We start from the raw sequence: 19,341 nt of genomic DNA, 5'->3' as shown, positions 1-19,341 counted from the left end.
TCCACTACTCCGATACCAAAGCTGCGTGTGAAGGCAAGCGAGCCGGCTTGATATACATGTCAGCGTTGGCCGTCGTGCAGATCGGGCGGCCTGCCGCGTCACGCATGTACTGATAGACGATGCCGTCGAACAGTCCCGGCGCCACGTTGCTGTACAGCGTCACGGGGTTCTTTTTGCTCGGTTGCTGCAAGCTGTCGTAGGCCGTCACGTCGAGCGCCTGTGGCGACGCCTTTGCGCGCGCGACCCATGCATCGAATTCACCGCGGCTCGTCACGACCGTGTCGAAGTTCATGTCCGAGAAGCCCGGCCCGCTGAACGCCGACGAGCGGCCCGCATACGTGCCCGAGCTGTTCGCGATCAGATGCAGTTGCGTCTGCATGCCGGACATCGCGTAAACCTGGCTGCCCAGTTGCGGGATGAAGAACGAATTCATCAGCGATTCCGCCGTCAGACGGAAATCGACGGGCGTATCGACGGGCAGCGCAAGCTGGTTGACGGAGGCCACGCCGTAGTCCGGGTAGATGAACAGCCACTTCCAGTTCAGCGCGACCACTTCGACGCGAACGGGCTTCACGTTCGATTCGATCGGCTTGTATGGATCAAGGCTATGCGTTGTCTTCCATATCAGCACCGCAAGCGTCGCGACGATGATGCACGGAATGGTCCACACGACGACTTCGATGGTGGTCGAATGCGCCCACGTTGGCGCGTACTTCGCCTTCGTGTTCGACGCCCGGTAGCGCCACGCGAAATACAGCGTCAGCGCGATCACGGGAATCACGACCAGCAGCATCAGGCCGAGCGCGATCAGGATCAGGTTTTTCTCCTGCTCGCCGATGTCGCCTTTCGGATTGAAGAGCACCATGCTGCAGCCGCCGAGCAGGCTCAGCGCGCCGGTCGCGGCGACGCGGCCTGCGCGTACGAGTTGCCTTCGAAATGGAGGGGAGCGGAACCATCGTCCCGCTGATTGGGGGGAACCCCCGTGTGTAGGTGGGTTGCGCATGCTTTCAGGTTGGTTGCCGGGTTACATAGCCCCATGCATCTATCCCCCAACCGTCGTACACGCGCGAGCTTCCGCTATGGCTATGGCCTTGCGGCGGATACATACATAGGCTATGGCGGCGCATGCTAGAGTAAGACATACACCATACATGCGCGACAAGTTGCCACACATGACTTCATCTTCAAGAAAACGCACCGCGCGGCGGCCGGACTGGATCACTGACTTCGCAGACAACGGCAAGGCGCGCTATCTGCAGATCGTCGATCTGATCGAGCGCGGCGTCGCGAACGGCAAACTGAATCCGGGCGACCGGCTGCCGCCGCAACGCAAGCTCGCTGAGATGATCGGCGTCGATCTGACCACCGTGACGCGCGGCTTTGCCGAGGCGCACCGGCGCAACCTGATCGAATCGCGCGGCCCGCTGGGTACGTTCATCGCGCCACCGATAGCGACGTTCATGCAGCAAGTCGATCTGAGCATGAACATTCCGCCGCCGCCGGCTGACCTCGATCTCGCGGTGTTGCTCAGGCGCGGACTGTCGCAGGTGCTGGTGCGCAGCGACATCGATCTGTTGATGACCTATCAACTGGGCGGCGGCAGCGATACGGACCGGCAGGCGGGCGCCGCATGGCTCAAGCCGATACTCGGGCGCGTGGACCCGTCGCGCGTCGTCGTGACACCAGGCGCGCATTCGGCGCTCGCCGCGCTGATACTGGCGCTCACGCAGCAGAACGCGCCCATTTTCACCGAACAGCTGATCTATCCGGGCTTGCCACTGATCGCGCGGCAGCTAGGCCGCACGCTCGACACGATCGCGTCCGACGAGCACGGCATGCGGCCCGACGCGCTCGAAGCCGCTTGCTCGCGCACCGAGGGTGGGCTGATCTATCTGAACCCGACCATCCGCAACCCGACCGCGTATACGATGCCTGAGCGTCGCCGCAAGGAAATCCTGGCCGTGGCGGCGCGTCGCAATGTGCCTGTCGTCGAAGACGATCCCTATTGGCTCTTTGCCGACGATCCGCCCGCGCCGCTCGCCAGTCTCGCACCGCAGCAGGTGTATTACCTGTCCACGTTGTCCAAATGCATCTCGCCGGGCTTGCGTGCCGCATTTCTCGTGTTGCCTGCCGCCGCAGCGCAGGAAGCGTTTCTGAAGGCGCTGCGCTCGCTGTCGCTGATGTCGCCGCCACTCACCACCGCACTGGTCACGCAATGGATACTCGACGGCACGGCAGCGGACGTGCTGGCGGGGATACTGAAGGAATCGGGAGAGCGCCTGCTTGCGGCAAACCAGATACTGTCGACGGTGAGCATGCCCGCGTCCAGCGGCGCGATTCACGTGTGGCAGCCCTTGCCTGCGCACTGGGCGGCGCAAAGCCTTGCGGCGGCGGCGAGCACGGAAGGTCTCGTGGTCGCACCCTCTTCCGCGTTTTGCCAGACCGGCGACGTGCCGAACGCGATCCGTATTTCGCTTGGCGGCTGCACGCGGCGCACGGAATTGACGTCGGCATTGCGCAGGCTCGCGGCGCTCGTCGAACGCAAGCCTTCCGCCGATAACCGCTTGCTGGTTTAGCACGACACATTCACTCATTGCATCTGCTGCGCTGAAATCATCGTCAACTGCTGCTGTACGAAACACGGCTGCACACGAATAATTCGCTCAACGCGCTTCGAGCATTTCCTTCCTCCTTTTAACGAAGCGCGTTGGGATCACTGCGCGAGTGCCCGAGGCCTCGGCCTTCAACCCGCAGAGCCTGCAGCAATTATGTATCGAGCGTGGCAAGCACTAGACCCCGGCGCCCACAGGCGTCGGGGTTTTTTCATTGCGCCTCGATGTAGCAACAGCATTAGCGCATTCGCGCCCCTTCGCGGCACGCGCCCGCTGTGTTCACACGTCGGCGTGCGCGACGACTGCTACATCATCCGCAACCCTGCCCAGCCGACGCGTGCGCCAGCGTGCATACGCGGCGGTCAGCAATGGCGCGAGCAGCGAGGTGACGATCGTGGATGCGGCGATCTGAGGCGTCGCCACGGCGACCAGTGCGCCGAGATGAGGATCGACGGCCGCAATCGCAGTCGGCGTCGCAACCGCGTTGCCCGCCGTGGTAGCCGACGCTACGCCGCCCACACCTGAACCGCCGAACAGGCGCGATGCGATTACGTTGAATACCGCGCCTACCCCAAGCGTAATCAGACCAAGGACGATCCCTGACAAGCCCGCGCCGAGAATGGCGTGCAGATTGATTTGCGCGCCGAGACCGAACGCAAAGAACGGGATCAGCAAATCGCCGCCTGACTTGAGGAACTTGCGCATGTCGGGGTCGATATTTCCCAGCACCATGCCGATGACGATCGGCAGCACGGTTGCAACGAGATCGAGAACCGGGATCTTCGCCAACCCGGACAATCCCAGCGCGAGCATGGTCACGAACGGCCCTTCCAGGATCGACAGGACCGCAAGCGCGCCCCGATCGACCTCGTCGCCAAACTGCCGGGTCAACGCTGCGTACAGTCCCATGTTCGCGTTCGTCACGGCGGCGATGATCGCCATGCCGGAGAGACCGAGAAACCCGTTCGCCCCGAATAGCTTGCTGACGAGCAAACCAATGAGCACGCCGCTCGCGAGCTTGGCGAGGGTGATGGCAGCCCCGTTCTTCAGCGCACGCGGTGCTGTGCGCAGTTGAATCTCGGCGCCCATGCAAACGAAGAACACAGCGAGAATGGGCAGCGCGCCATGCGCGAGCTGGGTCGAAAAACTGCCGATACCCAACACCTTCGGTGCGAAGGTGTTGAGCAAGCTACCCCAAAGCAAAGGGATGACCATCATGCCGCCAGGAAAGCGTTCGATAGCCTGTTTGATTTTCATGTCGAGTCTCCTTGATCCTGGCGCGGGTTCGACATGGCCCGACCAGCATTTGTCTTGCGGCGTGCGGTGCGCCGGAAACCGGAGGCTCCAGCTACACCGCACGAATGCGCATCGCGCAACCTGATGCGCGCGGCTTTTACATCTGCGCGCCAATCATCCAGGGCACGAATTCCTCGTTGCCTACGCCAAGCGCTTCGCTCTTGCTCTTGTGGCCCGATGCAACGTCGAGGATCATCCGGAAAATTTCTTCGCCCTTCTGCTCCACGCTCACGGTGCCGTCCATGATGTCGCCGCAGTTGATGTCCATGTCATCGGCCATCCGCTTGTACATGGTCGAGTTCGTCGCTAGCTTGATTGACGGCGCGGGTTTGGCGCCGAAACAGGAGCCGCGCCCCGTCGTGAACACGACGAGATTCGCGCCGCTCGCGATCTGTCCGGTCGCGCCCATCGGGTCATAGCCCGGCGCGTCCATGAAGACGAGTCCGTGTGTATCGATCGGCTCGGCGTAGCGGTACACGCCCATCAGTGGCGACGAGCCGCTCTTGGCAACGGCACCAAGCGATTTCTCGAGAATGGTCGTGAGACCGCCAGCCTTGTTGCCCGGCGTCGGGTTGTTGTCGATGCTGCCCTTCTCGCGCTTCGCGTAGTCTTCCCACCAGTGAATCCGCTCGACAATCTTCTCGCCCACTTCTTTGCTCACGGCACGACGTGTCAGCAAATGCTCTGCGCCATAGATTTCCGGCGTTTCCGACAGGATCGCCGTACCGCCGTGCCGCACCAGCAGATCGACAGCCGCACCCAGCGCCGGATTCGCCGTGATGCCCGAATAGCCGTCGGAGCCGCCACACTGCAGCGCGATATTGATGTGCGAAACGGGAACCGGCTCACGCACGGCCTGGTTTGCGACAGGCAACATGTTTTTGACTGCGGCGATGGCGGCATCGACGGTCTTTTGCGTACCACCTTCTTCCTGCATCACGAGCGGCACCAGCAGCGGGCCCGGCTCGACGCCCTCGGCGATGAACATGGCGCCCATCTGGTTCGCTTCGCAGCCAAGACCGATGATGACGATGCCCGCAAAGTTCGGATGCTTCACATATCCGCCAACCGTGCGGCGCAGTTGCTGGATGCCCTCGCCATGATGGTCGATACAGCAGCCGAAGCTGTGCGTGATCGGCACGATGCCGTCGACGTTCGGAAACGCGTCGAGCGCGCCCGGTTGTGCGAAGTGCTGCGCGACCAGCTTCGTGACGGTGGCCGAGCAGTTCACGGTGCTGACCACGCCAATGTAGTTACGGGTTGCGACGCGGCCGTCTGCTCGCCGGAAGCCGTTGAACGTGAGCGGCACTGTAGCGGCATCGACCTGCTTCATGTCTTCGCCGAACGCGTAATCGCGCGCGAAGTCGCCCATCGACACGTTGTGAACGTGTACGTGATCGCCTGCACGAATCGGCTGCGTCGCAAAGCCGATGATCTGGCCGTAGCGCCGCACGGGCGCACCTTGTGCAACGTCGCGGCACGCGATCTTGTGTGCCGCAGGAATGTCAGCCGATGCAACGAGATTGTCGAAATCAGCGAGAATAGTGCCGGCGGTGAGCGCGCCGCGCGCAATGAGTACATCGTCGTTGTCGTGCAGTTTGATCGCGAGTGTGACCTGGCTCATCATGGTCCTCCTGTTTCGGATTGTGGGTTAGGGCAGGCGACGCTCTCTGCTGAAGTGCGGAGCGTTTGCCGGCGCGGACTCATATTGCGGTCGGCCCGGTATGACACGCAAACTGGTCAGGCCACTTTTGATGGGGTTGAAAACAGGCCCTTCCCGTGTGGCTGATGAAGGATGAAAAGTGGAAAGTCGTTTGAAAGCAACGGGCGCATTGGCGCAGACAATCCGCCACATCGAGTCAGGCATTCAGGCAGGTCGCTGGCAGCCTGACGAACGCTTGCCGTCGGAACGTACGCTCGCGGAGTCGTTGGGTGTGTCGCGCGCGACGGTACGCGAAGCGATCGGACGCCTCGCAACCCGAGGTCTTCTGGAAACGCGACGCGGTAGCGGCGCCTATCTGCTGCGCAGCAAGCCAGCGGCGCTGGCGGCGCCGTGGCTTCAGCTCATCGCCGATACCCCGCCGCTGCGTTCGGAGACGCTTGAGTTCCGACTGGTGTTCGAGTGCGCCGCCGCGCGTTTCGCTGCGCAACGTGCGTCCCATCGGGAACTCGAACGTTTCGAGGCTGTGCTCGAACGCATGCGCGACGCGGTTGCAGGCAAGGACGTCGATGAAGAAGCCGCAACCGATGGTGAATTCCATACGGCGCTCGTTGCAGCGTCGCAAAACCGGCTGCTCGATCAGTTCTATGCGAGCGTGATTGGCATGCTGCGCGAACACATTGCGAGCAACACGTACGACGCCACCGTCAACAACGCGAATGCAGCCGAGCAGGCACGCAGCCGCTTGCGCCAGCACGAATCGATCTACTACGCGATTCGTGAAGGTAATCCGGATGCGGCGCAACAGGCCATGTACATGCACATCGACTATGTCGGAAGGCAGTTCAACGTCTGAGCGAACCGCTGCCGTATTTGTAAGTGCGGAAATGTGCGGTTACCAACTGCATAAGTTATTTCATCGAGTGCTGATTATGATGATCTCCATGAACCCGTTAAACGGAAAGCGGAGAATCAAATCATGAAACGCACAGCGCTTGTCTTGTTGATGATCGGTAGCTTGTCGGTGGCCCAGCAGGCATCGGCGCACGGGCGCGGCGGCTGGGGCCGTGGCGGCGGGGTCGATGGCGGCGCCATTGTGGGGGCGCTGATCGGAGGCGCGGTGCTCGGTGCGCTCGTGACGTCGGTTGCGAATGCGCAGCCCGCGTACGCGCAACCTGTGTATCAGCAACCTGTTTATCAACAACCCGTGTACGCGCAACCGGCTTATTCGCAACCGCAGTCGGCCGCTTGCTACGACAGCTATCAACGCGCCTATGTGCCTTGTCAGGGCGGCTACGGATATTGATAGCACATCCCACGTGCGAGTGTCATGGCGAGTCGTTTCGCTATGACACCGCTTCGAAATCGATCTGGCAGACGTGCGCCGCCAGTTCCGTGACGATTGTCTGGATGCTGGCGCCTGTCGGAAAGCATCTGGCGACGCCCCGCTCCTTCAGTGCATGCCAACTCACGGCGTCGATGTTTCCGCCGATCACGACAGGAATCCCCACACGCCGCGCTCGCAAAGCGTCGAGCAGACCCGACACCAGTTCGACATGCGCGCCCGCAAGCGACGACACGCCGATCACATCGACGTCATGCTTCAACGCCAGTTCGCTGACCTCCTCTGCCGACGCGAACATCGCGCCCGTTGTCACTTTGAAGCCGGCGTCCGTCAATGCGGCAGCAACGACACGCGCGCCACGGTCGTGGCCGTCCTGTCCGAGCTTTGCCAGCAAAATGCGCGGCGCACGCCCCAAGTGCTTCGTGACACGTTCCACGGCTGCGCGGGCCGTCACCCATTCGGCGTCGGACGACTGCATCTCGCCATACATCCGCGCCGATATCGGCAAATCCACGACATGCCGCGGCCACACGGCCTCCAGTGCCTGCGTGCATTCACCGACCGTCGCGCGTACACGCATACATTCGATGGTCAGTTCCAGCAGGTTGCCTTCGCCATCGCGTGCCGCCCGTTGCAACGCGGCCAGCGTGTCGCGCACATGCGTTGTATCGCGAGAACGCTTCACCTGCGCGATGCGACGCGCCTGTAGCGTGCGAATCTGCGCAGCGTCCAGTGCATGCGTAACAGGCGGCTCGTCTTCGTCATCCGTCATAAAGCGGTTCACGCCCACAATCACGCGTTGCCCGCTTTCGATGTCTGCCTGCACGCGCAGCGCCGATTCGTGAATGCGCGCGCGTATCCATCCCGAACGTATCGCCTCGACGACACCACCGCTCGCGTCGATCTCATCGAGCATGGTTCGCGCACGGCTTGCGATATCCGCCGTCAGCGCTTCCATCATGTACGATCCCGCCCATGGATCGACCACATCGCAAACGCCCGTCTCGTGCTGAAGCACCAGTTGCGTATCGCGCGCGAGCCGAGAGGACTCCGCACAAGGCAGCGCCAGTGCCTCGTCGTACGCGTTGGTGTGCAACGACTGCGTGCCGCCGAACACCGCCGCGAGCGCCTCGATTGTTGTCCGCACGACGTTGTTCATCGGCTTCTGCGCAGTCAGCGACCACCCCGAAGTCTGGCAATGCATGCGCAGCGCGCGACCCTTGTCCGACGTTGCACCGCATTGCGCCGCAATCTCCGACCACAACAGCCGCGTGGCTCGCAGCTTCGCGACCTCGACATAGAAATCCGTGCCGACGCCGAAGAAGAAACTCATGCGCTCGCATGCTTCGTTTGCTTGCATGCCGCGTGCGACGAGCGTGTCGACGTAGGTTCTTGCATTGGCCATCGTCAGCGCGAGTTCAAGCACGGCGTCCGCGCCCGCTTCCTGAAAGTGATAGCCGGATACCGACAGCGCATTGAAGCGCGGCACATGTTGCGCGAGATACGCGCCCACATCGGCGGCAATGCGCAACGATGGTTCGGGCGCGAAGATGCCCGTGTTTCGCACCATGAACTCTTTCAGTATGTCGTTCTGGATCGTGCCTCGCAGTTGAGATGCATGCACACCGCTTTCGTCCGCTGCGACGATGAATGCGGCGAGCACGGGCAAGACGGCCCCGTTCATCGTCATCGATACCGACACGCGGTCGAGCGGAATGTCTTCAAAGAGACGTGCCATGTCTTCGACGGTATCGATCGCGACACCCGTCATGCCGACGTCGGCGCTGACGGTTGGGTCGTCCGAATCGTAACCGCGTTGGGTCGGCAGATCGAAGGCGACAGAGAGACCTTGCGCGCCTTCGGCCAATGCTGTGCGGAACGCAAGGTTCGTATCGGCGGCCTGCGCGTAGCCTGCGTACTGGCGTATCGTCCACGGCTTTTCGGTGTACATCGAAGCGAACGGCCCGCGCACGAACGGCGCTTCGCCCGGCATGCTGTCGAGATGCGCGATACCTTCGATATCCGCACGCGTATAGACGCGCTTGAGCGGCACGGCGCGGCGGCGTGCGCGGGTTGTGCTCATCGGCGCCTCCAGCGTTTTGCTGTCGTGACATCGGCGATTTTCATGCCGTCGCTCTTGCGGCGCACTTCCGTCCAGTGCCGGATGCCCTGTTCGTCTTCGGCGCTGCCGACCACACGCACGCTCAACGTATCGCCGACATCTACATTGCCGTAATAGAACAGCGAACGGCTCGCGATGACAGGCGGCTCGTCGAAGCGTCGCCATTGCCATTCGGCGCGATCGACAAAAGCCTGAAAGCTCGCGAAATAGAGAAAGTCCGCGCCGTTGAAATCGCTATTCGGGCACGGCAGGAATTCGATCGGCTCGTCCGTCGCGGACGCGAGGTCCCGCATTGCGCTGCAGTCCGCCGCACGCAGGCGCTTGCTCATCTGCATCATCTGCAATGCACGTTCGGGCATCGGCTCGACTTCGCCTCGCAATGCCGCAAGCGCCGCGCGCGCGACGCAACGGTTGCTGCGCTGCTCGCCGCGCGAGACGAACGCCGACGACATCGACAGTTCCGCGATCTCCGACTCGCCGCGCATGATGCGATGCGTGCTGAAATGGCGCACGGGTCCCGTTCTGCACAGCGTGCTGCGAATGTCAAACGTGTCGTTTTCGCTGATCGAGTCGAGGCCGCTTGTGTGCAAGCGTATCGCTGTAAACGCCGCATACGAACGGCCACCGTTGTCGTCGTGAAAGTCGGTTTGCTCGCGGCCCGCATGCGCGGCGAGCGCCTCCCAATGGCGATGCCCGCACTCCTTGAGCAACCAGTTTTCCGACAGCCCCGTGTAGCTCAGTTGCGGCATGCCCGCGCGATAGCGTTGAATCATGCTCACGCCGCAAGACTCGTCGACGTTCCGTCGATGGCCGAGCGGATCGTGTCGACCACATGCCCGGCGTCGCGCGCGATACCCGAGAAGCGCCCCGATCCCCATGTATGCAGCCACGGCAGCCCGATGAAATACAGTCCCGCTTGCGGCGTGATGCCGCGAACATGCGCGGGATAGCCGCGTCCGTTGAAAACAGGCGCATCGATCCAGCTGAAATCCGGCCTGAAACCGATGCACCAGATGATTGACGTGATACCGCTTTCTGCAAGATCGAGCGACGTGCGTTCGCCTTCGGGTTGCCACACGGGTTCGTAGGGCACGCCAGCCGGCGCATCGATACCATGCTTGTTGATAAAGCCGTCGATGCTCGTATTGATCCGGTTATACGTGTCGTCGGCGCTATCAAGCGCGTCGATCAGATTCGGCGCGAATTGCAGACGGCCATCGCGCAGATCGTCGAGCCTGCCATACAGTTCCATGCCTTCGAGCGCAAAGCGCCGCAAGTCGATATCGCGTCCACCATCGCGCCCCGTGACATAGTGGTTCGTGTTGTCGCGCACGCCCTCGCGCAGCGGATGCTGATCGACCGGCATGTCGTAGTAGCGCATATCCGCGAGCCAGTCGACCACATCGCGGCCACGATAGAAGCGCGCGCAACGCGGCGCTTCACCGACGGCCAGATATACCTTGCGGCCCGCAAGATGCAGGTCTTCGGCAATCTGCGCACCCGATTGCCCCGAACCCACGACGAGCACCGCACCCTCAGGCAGCGTCTGCGGATTGCGGTAATGCGACGACTGCAATTGAACGATATCAGCGGGCAAACGTTCGGCCATACGCGGCACGATGGGCGTGTGATAGCCGCCTGAGGCGACCACGACCTGGTCGGCCGTGAAGTCGCCGTTCGACGTCGAGACGACATAGCCGCCCGAAGCGAGGCGCTTGATCTTGCGGACTTCCGTATGTTCGAGCACGGGCGCATCGACCATCGCGATGAAACCGTCCAGATACGCGATGATCTCGTCCTTCTTCATGAAGCCATGCGGATCGTCGCCGCGATACGGATAACCCGGCAGCGCGCATTGCCAGTTCGGCGTGACGAGGCAGAACGCATCCCAGCGCTGCGAGCGCCATGTATGCGTGACCGTGTGCTTTTCGATCACGAGATGATCGATGCCCGCCTCTTTCAGGTAGTAGCTGATCGACAGTCCCGCCTGTCCGCCGCCTACGACGATCACCGTATGGTGGGGAGCCGCGTTCGTTGCATCGGGAGCGATGGTGTTTGCGTTCGACATGATTCTTTCCTGCGTTCGGTTCACAAAAGTTCGACGACCTGGACTTCCGCTTGCGGATCGGTGGCGAAGCGCTGCGCCTGTGCTTCGATCTGCGCAAGCTGATCCATCGCCGCCGAACACGCAAAGCCGTACTTCTCGCGCACGCGTTCGGACCCGATATGCAGCGCCTCGCGTGCTCGCTCGACGAAATCGCGAAGCGCGTAACGTTGCCCGGCAACAAAAAACTCGCCGACTACGGTCGAAGGGGAATAGCAGTTGGCCTCGCTGCCGTCCGGCCACTGGACCTTGAAGTGCGTGACTGGCATCACGTTTCCTTTGATTGAGAGATTCAGGCGCCGAGCGGTTGCATGTTGCGCTGCACGTGGCTCGCATACAGCGCGATATGACGGCGCGCGCTTGCGTGCCAACTGAAGCGTGCAAGTAGCTCGGGTACTGCATGTTCGAAGTCGATGCCGCCGCGTTCGTGCAACGCACGGCGGAGTGCGTCGGCGATGCTGGCGGCGTCATCGGGTTGAGCCCAGCAGCAGACGCGTTCGTCGAGATAGCAGGTGAATGGTTCGATCTGTGACACGACGACAGGCGCGCCCGCCGCCAGCGCTTCGAGCGTGACGAGACCGAAGCCCTCGCGCAACGACACCATTGAAACGACATCGGCACACTGCATCAGCGCGGGGATCACTGCGTCATCGAGCGGGCCTGTGACCACGATCGGTTCGCCTTGTCCAATGCGCAGACCCAGTTGCGCGGAGCGTGCGATGAAGCGGCGCGTGTAGGCATCGTGTTCGAGCAAACTCGCGCCGCCTGCGATCACGAGTTGCGCGTCGGCGTGCGTTTGCCTGAGTAATGCAAACGCCTGCAGCAGTTGCAGCGTGTTCTTGCGCTCCTCGATGCCGCCTACGGCCAGTACGACCGGATTGCCGATAACGCCGAGCTTCATGCAAACGTCTGGGTCGCCTGAGGCACGGAAGCGAATAACGTCGACTCCGTTATTGACTACCGAAGCCGCAACGCCATATTCGTCGCGCATCTTGCGCGTCCATGCATCGCTCACACAGAACACCGTATCTGCATCCGCGAACGCACGTCGCTGCCACTCGCTTAGCCGCGCATCGTCGAACGTATCGAGATGATGAACCGTACGCACGAAGCCGCGAATCGCGCATGCTTCGCGCAACTCCGCAAGCGCGTTGCCGCTGATGCTGTCCTGCGCATGAAGCACGTCGAAGCCGGACGCGCCATCTTCGATCAACGCGGTTTTCAAAGCGTCGATCCGCGTCCGCACCATCGACACCGTATCGTTGCCGTGCGCCGCGACAGGTGCGAGCACGACACGGCAAGGCGACGCACGGAACATCGGCGCGCCATCGACGGATGGCGCGAAGATCGTCACATCCTGCCCCGCTTCGTGCAACGCGCGCCCGAGTTCGAGCGTATGCACCACGCCGCCGCGCGGATTGACGGAGTGCGTGAACAGCGCAATGCGCATCGCGGTGCCGTTCATGCTTGCGCTCCCACGGGCGCGCCGATAAACGCACTGTCCTTGAAGCTCCACAGCAACGCCGAATCGCCCTGCTGCGTGAGCACCACTTCGCGCGACGCATCCACGGCACCAATCGTCGCGCACGCGAGGCCGCGCTGCGCGAAGCGCGCGAGCACTTCATCCACATGCTCATCGCGCACCGAAAGCACGAAGCCATAACTCGGAAACGCACTGAGCCAGCGTTCGAAATCGACATGCTCCGGGCGAGGGATCGCATCGAGATCGATGCGCGCACCGACGCCCGAACATTCGAGCAGCATCAGCGACGTGCCCAACACACCCGCCATGCTGATGTCCTTCGCCGCGTCGCAGAGGCCGTTTTCCGCGAGTTGCGGCAACAGTTCGAGATCGTCGCGCAGACGCTGGGCGGGCGCGCCAACCGACGCATTCCAGAACGGATACGGATCTTCGAAACGGCCGCGCAGATCGACGGCCATCACGAGACGGTCGCCCGGTCGCGCGTTGAAGCTCGACAGCAACGCGTTCGCGCGGCCGAGAATCGACACGGCAAGCTGCGGCTCCGCGCTGCGCGTGTTGCTATGCCCGCCGACAACGGGCACGCCATACGCATTCGATGCCGCCGCGATACCCGCCAGGATCTCCCCGGCCGCATCGAGACCGTCGCTCCACAGCGCATCGACGACGGCGAGTGGCCGACCGCCCATCGCATACACGTCGCTGATGTTGACCATCACGCTGCTGTAGCCTGCGAACCACGGCATCGTCTCGACGAAATCGCTGACCAGCCCTTCGATCGCGAACAGCAGATAGCCGTCGCCATCGGCCAGCGCCGCGCAGTCGTCGCCCACGGCAACGGCCTGCGCGAGATCGCGCGTGCCGTTCGGTAGACGCGACGCCAGCGACGCCACCACGCCCGCTATATCCGTCTTGTGTCGAAAGCCGCGGCTTGCGCGCATCCGGTCGACCAGCGCTTGCAGACTCATGAGCGGCCTCGCGACGACGTGACGAAGCCGCTTTCCGGCGTGAAGCACGGCGGATAGTGCGCGAGGTCCGCCTCCATCAAATCATGAGGCCGGCCGAACAGCGTTTCCTCCGCGACCGTCTGCCAGTGCAACCGTCTGAACAGTGGCACGTTCTGACGCTGCACATGCGCGAGAAACGTATCGCACCCCAACGCGTGCGCGCTGCTGACAGCGAGACGGATCAGCGTCGAGCCGAGCTTGCCGTGCGAGCGGAACGCCGCATGCACGGCAAGGCGCGAGCCGAGCCACGTGCGCGGCTGCGTTTCGTGTATCCGCACCGTGCCGACCACCTGCTCTGGCACGCCCGCGATACAACTCAGCGCGACCAGCAGCTTCGCGTGATGGTCGATCTCGTCACGATCGTCGCCGACGAAGATGCCCTGCTCGACGCAGAACACCGCGCGCCGCAACGCATGCGCTTCGTTGCTTTCCCACGGAAGCGTCGCCCATTTCACGCGATATTCGGCGGGCGTGAAGTCGAGCGGCAATGCATCCAGTTCGTCGAATGTCTCGCAGAACATGATCAGTCCTCGTACGATGCAAGCGACGAGCACGCGCCGCATTTGCCGCAGCCCGCCTTGATATCGGCCGAACGCATCTGCGCGTCGCGCAGCATCGCGCCAAGCGGCGCCAGGATCGACTTCATGAACTCGGGCGAAGGCGCGGGATGGTCTTCGAGCGGCGTGCCGCTGATCGGCACGAAGGGCACGACGAACGGATACACGCCAATGTCGATCAGTTCGCGCGAGATTGACAGAATGGCTTCCGCCGTATCGCCGAGGCCCGCCAGGATATACGTGCTGACCTGCCCCTTGCCGAACACCGCGACGGCCGCCCTGAACGCTTCCATGTAACGCGAGATGGGCACGCTCGCCTTACCCGGCATCACACGCGCTCGCACGTCCGGCGTCACCACTTCGAGATGCATGCCGAGCGTATCGATGCCGCTCGCCTTCATGCGTTCGAACCACGCGTCGTTATCAGGCGGCTCGCACTGCGCCTGAATCGGGAGATCGACGGCCGCCTTGATCGCGAACGCGCTTTCGCACAGGATCTGCGCGCCGCGATCCGGCGTCGGCGGCGTGCCCGTGGTCAGTACCATGTGCTTCACACCATCGAGCAGCACAGCGGCGCGCGCCACTTCCGCGAGCTGTTCCGGCGTCTTGCGCGCAATCGTGCGACCCGCCGCGAGCGACTGGCCGATCGCGCAGAACTTGCAGGTCTTCTTGCGGCTCTCGTAGCGGATGCAGGTTTGCAGCACCGTCGTGGCGAGCACGTCGGTGCCGTGCAGCGTCGCGATGTGCGAGTACGGCACGCCGTCGAGCGTTTGCAACTGCGTGAAGCGCGGCGCTTTCGGAAAGCTGATGCTGGCAATGGGGATCGTGCCGCGCATCAGCGCGCTCGCGCCCGCTTCATCCGGCGCGCCGGCGATGAACGGCGAATTCCACGCCGAGCTGGTATGCACGGGCACCATGATCGTCACGCCGTCGACGGTCACGGCCTTGTGGTCTGACGGACCCGCGCCGCCGCGCCGGCTCGCGGCGCCCGCGTTCGGATCGACGAGGCGTAGCCCCGCCGACTGCAGTTCCGTGCGCAGTTCCATCAACTGGCGCTGCGTGCGCGGCTCAACCGGCGACAGGTGTACGCTGGCATTCATCCTGACCTCCACTCGTGGTTTCGTCGGGCGCGGCGTCCGCACCCGCGCGTTCGAACGACATCGCCATCGGCGCAACGGGCAGCGCCGGACGATCGTTGATGGCAAGGCTCAGCAGCTCGGGCCGCGCATAGTGGCCGACCGAGTCCATCATCCGTTTGCGCTTCGTGATCAGCGACATGTCGAGATCGGCGACGACCATCCCTTCGCCTTCGCGCAGCGGCTCGGCGAGATGCTGCCCTTCGGGCGACACGATCGCCGTCATGCAGCCGCCGCGCAGCGCCTTTTGCAGCTTCGGGTCCGTCGTCACGGATTCGATCTGCGCTTCGCCGAGCCAGCCCGTCGAATTGACGACGAAGCAGCCTGATTCGAGCGCGTGATGACGGATCGTGACCTCGATCTGGTCCGCGAAAATCGGCCCGACCAGCGAGCCGGGAAACTGGCTGCAATGGATCTCTTCGTGCTGCGTCATCAGCGCGTAGCGCGCGAGCGGGTTGTAGTGCTCCCAGCACGCGAGCGCGCCGACTCGCGCAATGCCCGTATGCGCGACCTTGAGCCCCGCCGCGTCGCCCTGTCCCCAGATCATCCGTTCATGAAACGTCGGCGTGATCTTGCGGCGCTTGAGCACGAGACGTCCGTCGACGTCGAACACCAGCTGCGTGTTGTACAGGCTGCCGTGATCGCGCTCGTTCACGCCGAGCACGACCACCATCGAATGACGGCGCGCGCGTTCGCTCACCGCCTGCGTGACAGGGCCCGGCACGACGACGGCCTGCTCGTAGAGCCGCATATGCTCGGCGCCCGACGCGACAGGCGGACGCACGAACGAAAAGTACGGGTAGTACGGCACGAACGTCTCGGGAAAGACGATCAGCTGCACGCCCTTTGATGCGGCTTCGTCGATTGCGGCGCATACCCTGTCGAGCGTGCCGCCGGGACGCTCGAAATCCGGCGCAATCTGCACCGCCGCTGCACGGATGATTCGCTGCTCGGACATGATCGGCACCCGGCGCGCTCAGACGGTCCACGTATGGATGATCAGCGCGTTCTCCTTGCGATGGAGAAGCTGCAGGTCGAGCACGTCGAGCGGATTGATCGGCCGGATGCCTTCGATCAGCGACGCTTCGCCATGACCGTACAGCGCCTGCAATGCGAAGCGGCATGCGTAGACCTTGCCGCCCTCTTCCATGAACTTGACGAGTTGCTTGTTGAAGTTCAGATGACCCGGAAAGGCTTCGTCGCCGAGCGTCGGAAAGCCGCGTTGCAGGCCGAGCGTGACGCCGGGGCCATACAACAGCACCGACGTATCGAAGCCCTTACGTTGCAGGCGCGTGGCCTGCAGCAGGTTGACGAAACCGATCGAGCCTTCGAATGCGACCGTATGAAAGGTGACGAGTGCTTTCTCGCCGGGTTCGGCCTTGACGTCGGGAAATACCTTTTCTTCGTAGTCGACCAGGTAGTCGCCTTTCTGATGCAGCGGTTTGTTGACGGCAGGCATATCGCTCTCCAATAAGTCGCGTAATTGATCGGATTGCTCGACGGGAAATATCCCGATTGGCGAATCAGATAACGCAACGGATATGCCAATTTCCGGCCCGGTTCATGCAATCAACTTCCAATCAATCAAATCGCAATTGTTCGAGCGACCCGAAAATTTCTTTGCGAGCCTTGTCTGATGGGGGTTTTCGGGTATTGGCGACCGATGCGCACGCACCGGTTTCGCACAAGGTCGCAGCGTCTTTTGCGTGCGGATGGTGCGCGATACCCCGCAAGCGTGCATTCATCCAATCAATGCGATCAAGTTTCGAATTGAATGGAAACCGATTTATTTTTCGCGGAATTCGCGTGTTACCTTGAATAACGCTTTTAAGTTATCCGCATTGGAAATAACAGCATGGACAGTCTCGCGCATCACTGGCTCAAGCGGCTGACGGAAAGCCGCAAACCGGCGTATCTCGTGATACCGGATCTGATCGAGGAAGATCTCGCCAGCGGTCGTCTGCGTCCGCGCGACCGTCTGCCCGGCTTGCGCGATCTGGCGGGTGCATTGCAGTTGAACTACACCACCGTCGCGCGCGCCTATGCGGAGGCGCGCAAACGCGGCCTGCTCGATGCGCGCGCGGGCAGCGGCACGTTCGTGCGCGGACGCACGCAGACCTTGCCGCTCGCGGGCGGCAGCAGCGTCGAGATGTCGATGAACATGCCGCCCGAGCCACCAGAGTTAGCGGCGCGATTGAGAGAGTCGGCAGCGCATCTGCTTGCGCAAACCGATCCTTACCGGCTGCTGCGCTATCAGGATTTCGGCGGCACGCCCGACGACCGCGCGGCAGGACGCGCGTGGCTGAAAGAGCGCTTGCCCGATTGCGAAGACGATACCGTGCTGGTGTGCCCCGGCATTCATAGCGCGCTCGTCGCGCTCGTGTCGCAACTCGCGAGACCAGGCGAAACCATTTGCCTCGACACGCTCGCGTATCCCGGCATCAAGGCGATCGCGTCGCAACTCGGCATGCGCTTGCAGCCGCTGCCGCGCGATGAAGAAGGACCGTTGCCGCACGCCTTCGAAGCGCTGTGCAAGACCGAAAAGCCCGGTGCGTTCTACTGCAACCCGACCTTGCAGAATCCGAGCACGCTGACGCTTTCGACGCAGCGACGCGAAGCGCTCGCCGATGTCGCCTTGCGCTACAGCGTCCCCATCATCGAAGACGATGCGTACGGCTGGCTGCCGGCGAACAAGCCCGTTGCGCTAGCCTCGCTCGCGCCGGAACTGACGTGGTACGTGACGGGTTTTTCGAAGACCTTCGGCGCGGGGCTGCGCGTCGCTTATCTGCGCGCGCCGACGGCAAGACAGACGCAGCGCGTCGCGGGCGCGTTGCGCGCGACGACCGTCATGCCGAGTCCGTTCACGGTGCTGCTGGCAACCCAATGGGTCAACGACGGCACCGCGCACGAGATGCTCGACGCGATCCGCAAGGAAGCGAACGCCCGCCAGGCGATTGCGTCACAGGAACTCGCCGACTGGCATTACGAAGCGCAGTCCGACGGCTTTCATTTGTGGTTGCCGATTCCGCCTCAGTGCGACTGGAGCGCGCCGGAGCTGGCGCTGCAATTGCGCAATCAGGGCGTGGGAGCGGTAGCGGGCGCGGCGTTTTCGACCGATGGGAACCCGCCCAATACGATCCGCGTGTGTCTGGGTGGCCCGCAGGACAGAAACGATTGCCGCGACGCGTTGCAGCGCGTCGCGGAAACCTTGAGCGATCCACATCATCTGCATATGCCGATGATGTGACCGCGTGTTGAAGTTAAATCAGCGCAGACCGCCGCTTGTGACAACGTGTTCGCCCGTCAGCCAGCCGGAATCGTCGGATGCGAGGAACACGGCAACCGCTGCGATATCGCGCGGCTGACCTGCGCGGCCAAGCGGCGTCTGGCTTACCGCGTTCGTTTCGAAGTCGGAGCCGGCAATCCCTGCTTCGTGCGTGCCTTCCGTAACGACGAAGCCAGGATTGATCGCGTTGACGCGAATCTTCTTCGGCCCCAGTTCGCGCGCGAGCACGCCTGTGATCGCGTCGACGGCGCCTTTCGTGCCGCTGTAGATCGCGCTGGTCGGCGGCGTGAGGCTCGTCACCACCGAGCTGATGTTGATGATGCTCGCGCCTTCGCCCAGATGCTTGACTGCTGCCTGCGTGGTCAGCAGCAGGCCAAGCACGTTGATGTTGAACTGCTTGTGGAACTGATCTTCGGTGAACTCTTCAATGGGTGCGAACTCATAGACGCCTGAATTGTTCACGAGGATGTCGAGACGGCCGTAGGTTTCAACAGCGGCATTGATGATGCCTTGTGCGTCCGCTGCCTTCGACACGTCGCCGCCGACTGCGATCGCCTTGCCGCTCGCTGCGTTGATGTCGGCGACGACTGCATCAGCAGCGGCTTTGCTGCTGGAGTAGTTGACGACCACGGATGCGCCTTCCGCTGCCAGCGCCTTGGCGATGGCAGCGCCGATTCCTTTCGACGCGCCCGTGACGACAGCGACCTTACCTGCAAGCTTGCTCATGATCTGTTTC

Annotated in this window: 18 protein-coding genes; 4 read left to right on the top strand and 14 right to left on the bottom strand. The window is 62.7% G+C overall.

All coding sequences use genetic code 11. From position 1 onward, the window contains the following. Nucleotides 1–4: 4 nt before the first annotated feature. Nucleotides 5–865, bottom strand: a complete 861-nt coding sequence (gene cyoA, locus BLT65_RS04450) for a ubiquinol oxidase subunit II (protein WP_091775215.1) — start codon at nucleotides 863–865, stop codon at nucleotides 5–7. Nucleotides 866–1,172: 307 nt separating this feature from the next. Between cyoA and BLT65_RS04445 the strand changes: the two genes are divergently transcribed. After that, the gene (locus BLT65_RS04445; protein ID WP_244186416.1) at nucleotides 1,173–2,576 is read left to right on the top strand and encodes an aminotransferase-like domain-containing protein; all 1,404 of its coding nucleotides are present in this window, start codon (nucleotides 1,173–1,175) and stop codon (nucleotides 2,574–2,576) included. Between the two features lie 315 nt (nucleotides 2,577–2,891). On the opposite strand, the gene BLT65_RS04440 is transcribed toward BLT65_RS04445, so the two are convergent. Then, nucleotides 2,892–3,869 carry a 2-keto-3-deoxygluconate permease gene (locus tag BLT65_RS04440; protein WP_091775211.1) on the bottom strand — a complete coding sequence of 326 codons (978 nt, stop codon included), beginning with the start codon at nucleotides 3,867–3,869 and terminating at the stop codon, nucleotides 2,892–2,894. A gap of 136 nt (nucleotides 3,870–4,005) precedes the next feature. Next, the gene (locus tag BLT65_RS04435; protein WP_042308745.1) at nucleotides 4,006–5,532 is read right to left on the bottom strand and encodes a UxaA family hydrolase; all 1,527 of its coding nucleotides are present in this window, start codon (nucleotides 5,530–5,532) and stop codon (nucleotides 4,006–4,008) included. Between the two features lie 178 nt (nucleotides 5,533–5,710). Between BLT65_RS04435 and BLT65_RS04430 the strand changes: the two genes are divergently transcribed. Together BLT65_RS04430 and BLT65_RS04425 are read left to right on the top strand one after the other, a co-directional pair. Further along, a complete protein-coding gene (locus tag BLT65_RS04430; protein ID WP_244186415.1) occupies nucleotides 5,711–6,424 on the top strand; it encodes a FadR/GntR family transcriptional regulator in 714 nt (237 codons plus the stop codon). A 123-nt stretch (nucleotides 6,425–6,547) separates the two neighbouring features. Next, nucleotides 6,548–6,874 carry a hypothetical protein gene (locus BLT65_RS04425; protein WP_091775207.1) on the top strand — a complete coding sequence of 109 codons (327 nt, stop codon included), beginning with the start codon at nucleotides 6,548–6,550 and terminating at the stop codon, nucleotides 6,872–6,874. A gap of 40 nt (nucleotides 6,875–6,914) precedes the next feature. On the opposite strand, the gene scpA is transcribed toward BLT65_RS04425, so the two are convergent. Genes scpA through BLT65_RS04375 form a run of 10 tightly spaced genes read right to left on the bottom strand, consistent with a single transcriptional unit; the run spans nucleotide 6,915 to nucleotide 16,778 of the window. Then, nucleotides 6,915–8,996, bottom strand: a complete 2,082-nt coding sequence (scpA, locus tag BLT65_RS04420; RefSeq protein WP_091775204.1) for a methylmalonyl-CoA mutase — start codon at nucleotides 8,994–8,996, stop codon at nucleotides 6,915–6,917. Beyond that, on the bottom strand, nucleotides 8,993–9,808 hold the full coding sequence (locus BLT65_RS04415; RefSeq protein WP_208545735.1) for a Pnap_2097 family protein: 816 nt from the start codon (nucleotides 9,806–9,808) through the stop codon (nucleotides 8,993–8,995). The genes scpA and BLT65_RS04415 overlap by 4 nt, the downstream gene beginning before the upstream one ends. 2 nt (nucleotides 9,809–9,810) lie before the next feature. Then, nucleotides 9,811–11,103, bottom strand: a complete 1,293-nt coding sequence (locus BLT65_RS04410) for an MSMEG_0569 family flavin-dependent oxidoreductase (RefSeq protein WP_091775198.1) — start codon at nucleotides 11,101–11,103, stop codon at nucleotides 9,811–9,813. Between the two features lie 20 nt (nucleotides 11,104–11,123). Then, nucleotides 11,124–11,408, bottom strand: a complete 285-nt coding sequence (locus BLT65_RS04405; protein ID WP_091775195.1) for an MSMEG_0570 family nitrogen starvation response protein — start codon at nucleotides 11,406–11,408, stop codon at nucleotides 11,124–11,126. A gap of 23 nt (nucleotides 11,409–11,431) precedes the next feature. Continuing rightward, nucleotides 11,432–12,604, bottom strand: coding sequence for an MSMEG_0565 family glycosyltransferase (locus tag BLT65_RS04400; protein ID WP_091775192.1), 1,173 nt, complete (start codon nucleotides 12,602–12,604; stop codon nucleotides 11,432–11,434). Further along, nucleotides 12,601–13,587 carry a sll0787 family AIR synthase-like protein gene (locus tag BLT65_RS04395; RefSeq protein ID WP_091775189.1) on the bottom strand — a complete coding sequence of 329 codons (987 nt, stop codon included), beginning with the start codon at nucleotides 13,585–13,587 and terminating at the stop codon, nucleotides 12,601–12,603. The genes BLT65_RS04400 and BLT65_RS04395 overlap by 4 nt, the downstream gene beginning before the upstream one ends. Then, nucleotides 13,584–14,147, bottom strand: a complete 564-nt coding sequence (locus BLT65_RS04390) for an MSMEG_0567/Sll0786 family nitrogen starvation N-acetyltransferase (RefSeq protein ID WP_091775185.1) — start codon at nucleotides 14,145–14,147, stop codon at nucleotides 13,584–13,586. Before BLT65_RS04390 ends, BLT65_RS04395 begins: the two co-directional genes overlap by 4 nt. A gap of 2 nt (nucleotides 14,148–14,149) precedes the next feature. Then, nucleotides 14,150–15,283: an MSMEG_0568 family radical SAM protein gene (locus BLT65_RS04385; protein ID WP_091775182.1), complete on the bottom strand. Its 1,134-nt coding sequence runs from the start codon at nucleotides 15,281–15,283 to the stop codon at nucleotides 14,150–14,152. After that, nucleotides 15,252–16,277 carry a Nit6803 family nitrilase gene (locus tag BLT65_RS04380; RefSeq protein ID WP_091776088.1) on the bottom strand — a complete coding sequence of 342 codons (1,026 nt, stop codon included), beginning with the start codon at nucleotides 16,275–16,277 and terminating at the stop codon, nucleotides 15,252–15,254. Before BLT65_RS04380 ends, BLT65_RS04385 begins: the two co-directional genes overlap by 32 nt. Nucleotides 16,278–16,295: 18 nt before the next feature. Then, nucleotides 16,296–16,778, bottom strand: a complete 483-nt coding sequence (locus tag BLT65_RS04375) for an MSMEG_0572/Sll0783 family nitrogen starvation response protein (RefSeq protein ID WP_012403844.1) — start codon at nucleotides 16,776–16,778, stop codon at nucleotides 16,296–16,298. A gap of 396 nt (nucleotides 16,779–17,174) precedes the next feature. Between BLT65_RS04375 and BLT65_RS04370 the strand changes: the two genes are divergently transcribed. Beyond that, nucleotides 17,175–18,566 (top strand): aminotransferase-like domain-containing protein, encoded by a 1,392-nt coding sequence (locus BLT65_RS04370; RefSeq protein ID WP_091775178.1) that lies wholly within the window; start codon nucleotides 17,175–17,177, stop codon nucleotides 18,564–18,566. 18 nt (nucleotides 18,567–18,584) lie between these two features. On the opposite strand, the gene BLT65_RS04365 is transcribed toward BLT65_RS04370, so the two are convergent. Further along, nucleotides 18,585–19,331, bottom strand: coding sequence for a glucose 1-dehydrogenase (locus BLT65_RS04365; RefSeq protein WP_091775175.1), 747 nt, complete (start codon nucleotides 19,329–19,331; stop codon nucleotides 18,585–18,587). Nucleotides 19,332–19,341: the final 10 nt, after the last annotated feature.

Origin of the sequence: Paraburkholderia steynii (assembly GCF_900100565.1) — a bacterium.
Classification (GTDB): domain Bacteria; phylum Pseudomonadota; class Gammaproteobacteria; order Burkholderiales; family Burkholderiaceae; genus Paraburkholderia; species Paraburkholderia terrae.
This window is presented reverse-complemented; position numbering and strand designations above follow the sequence as displayed.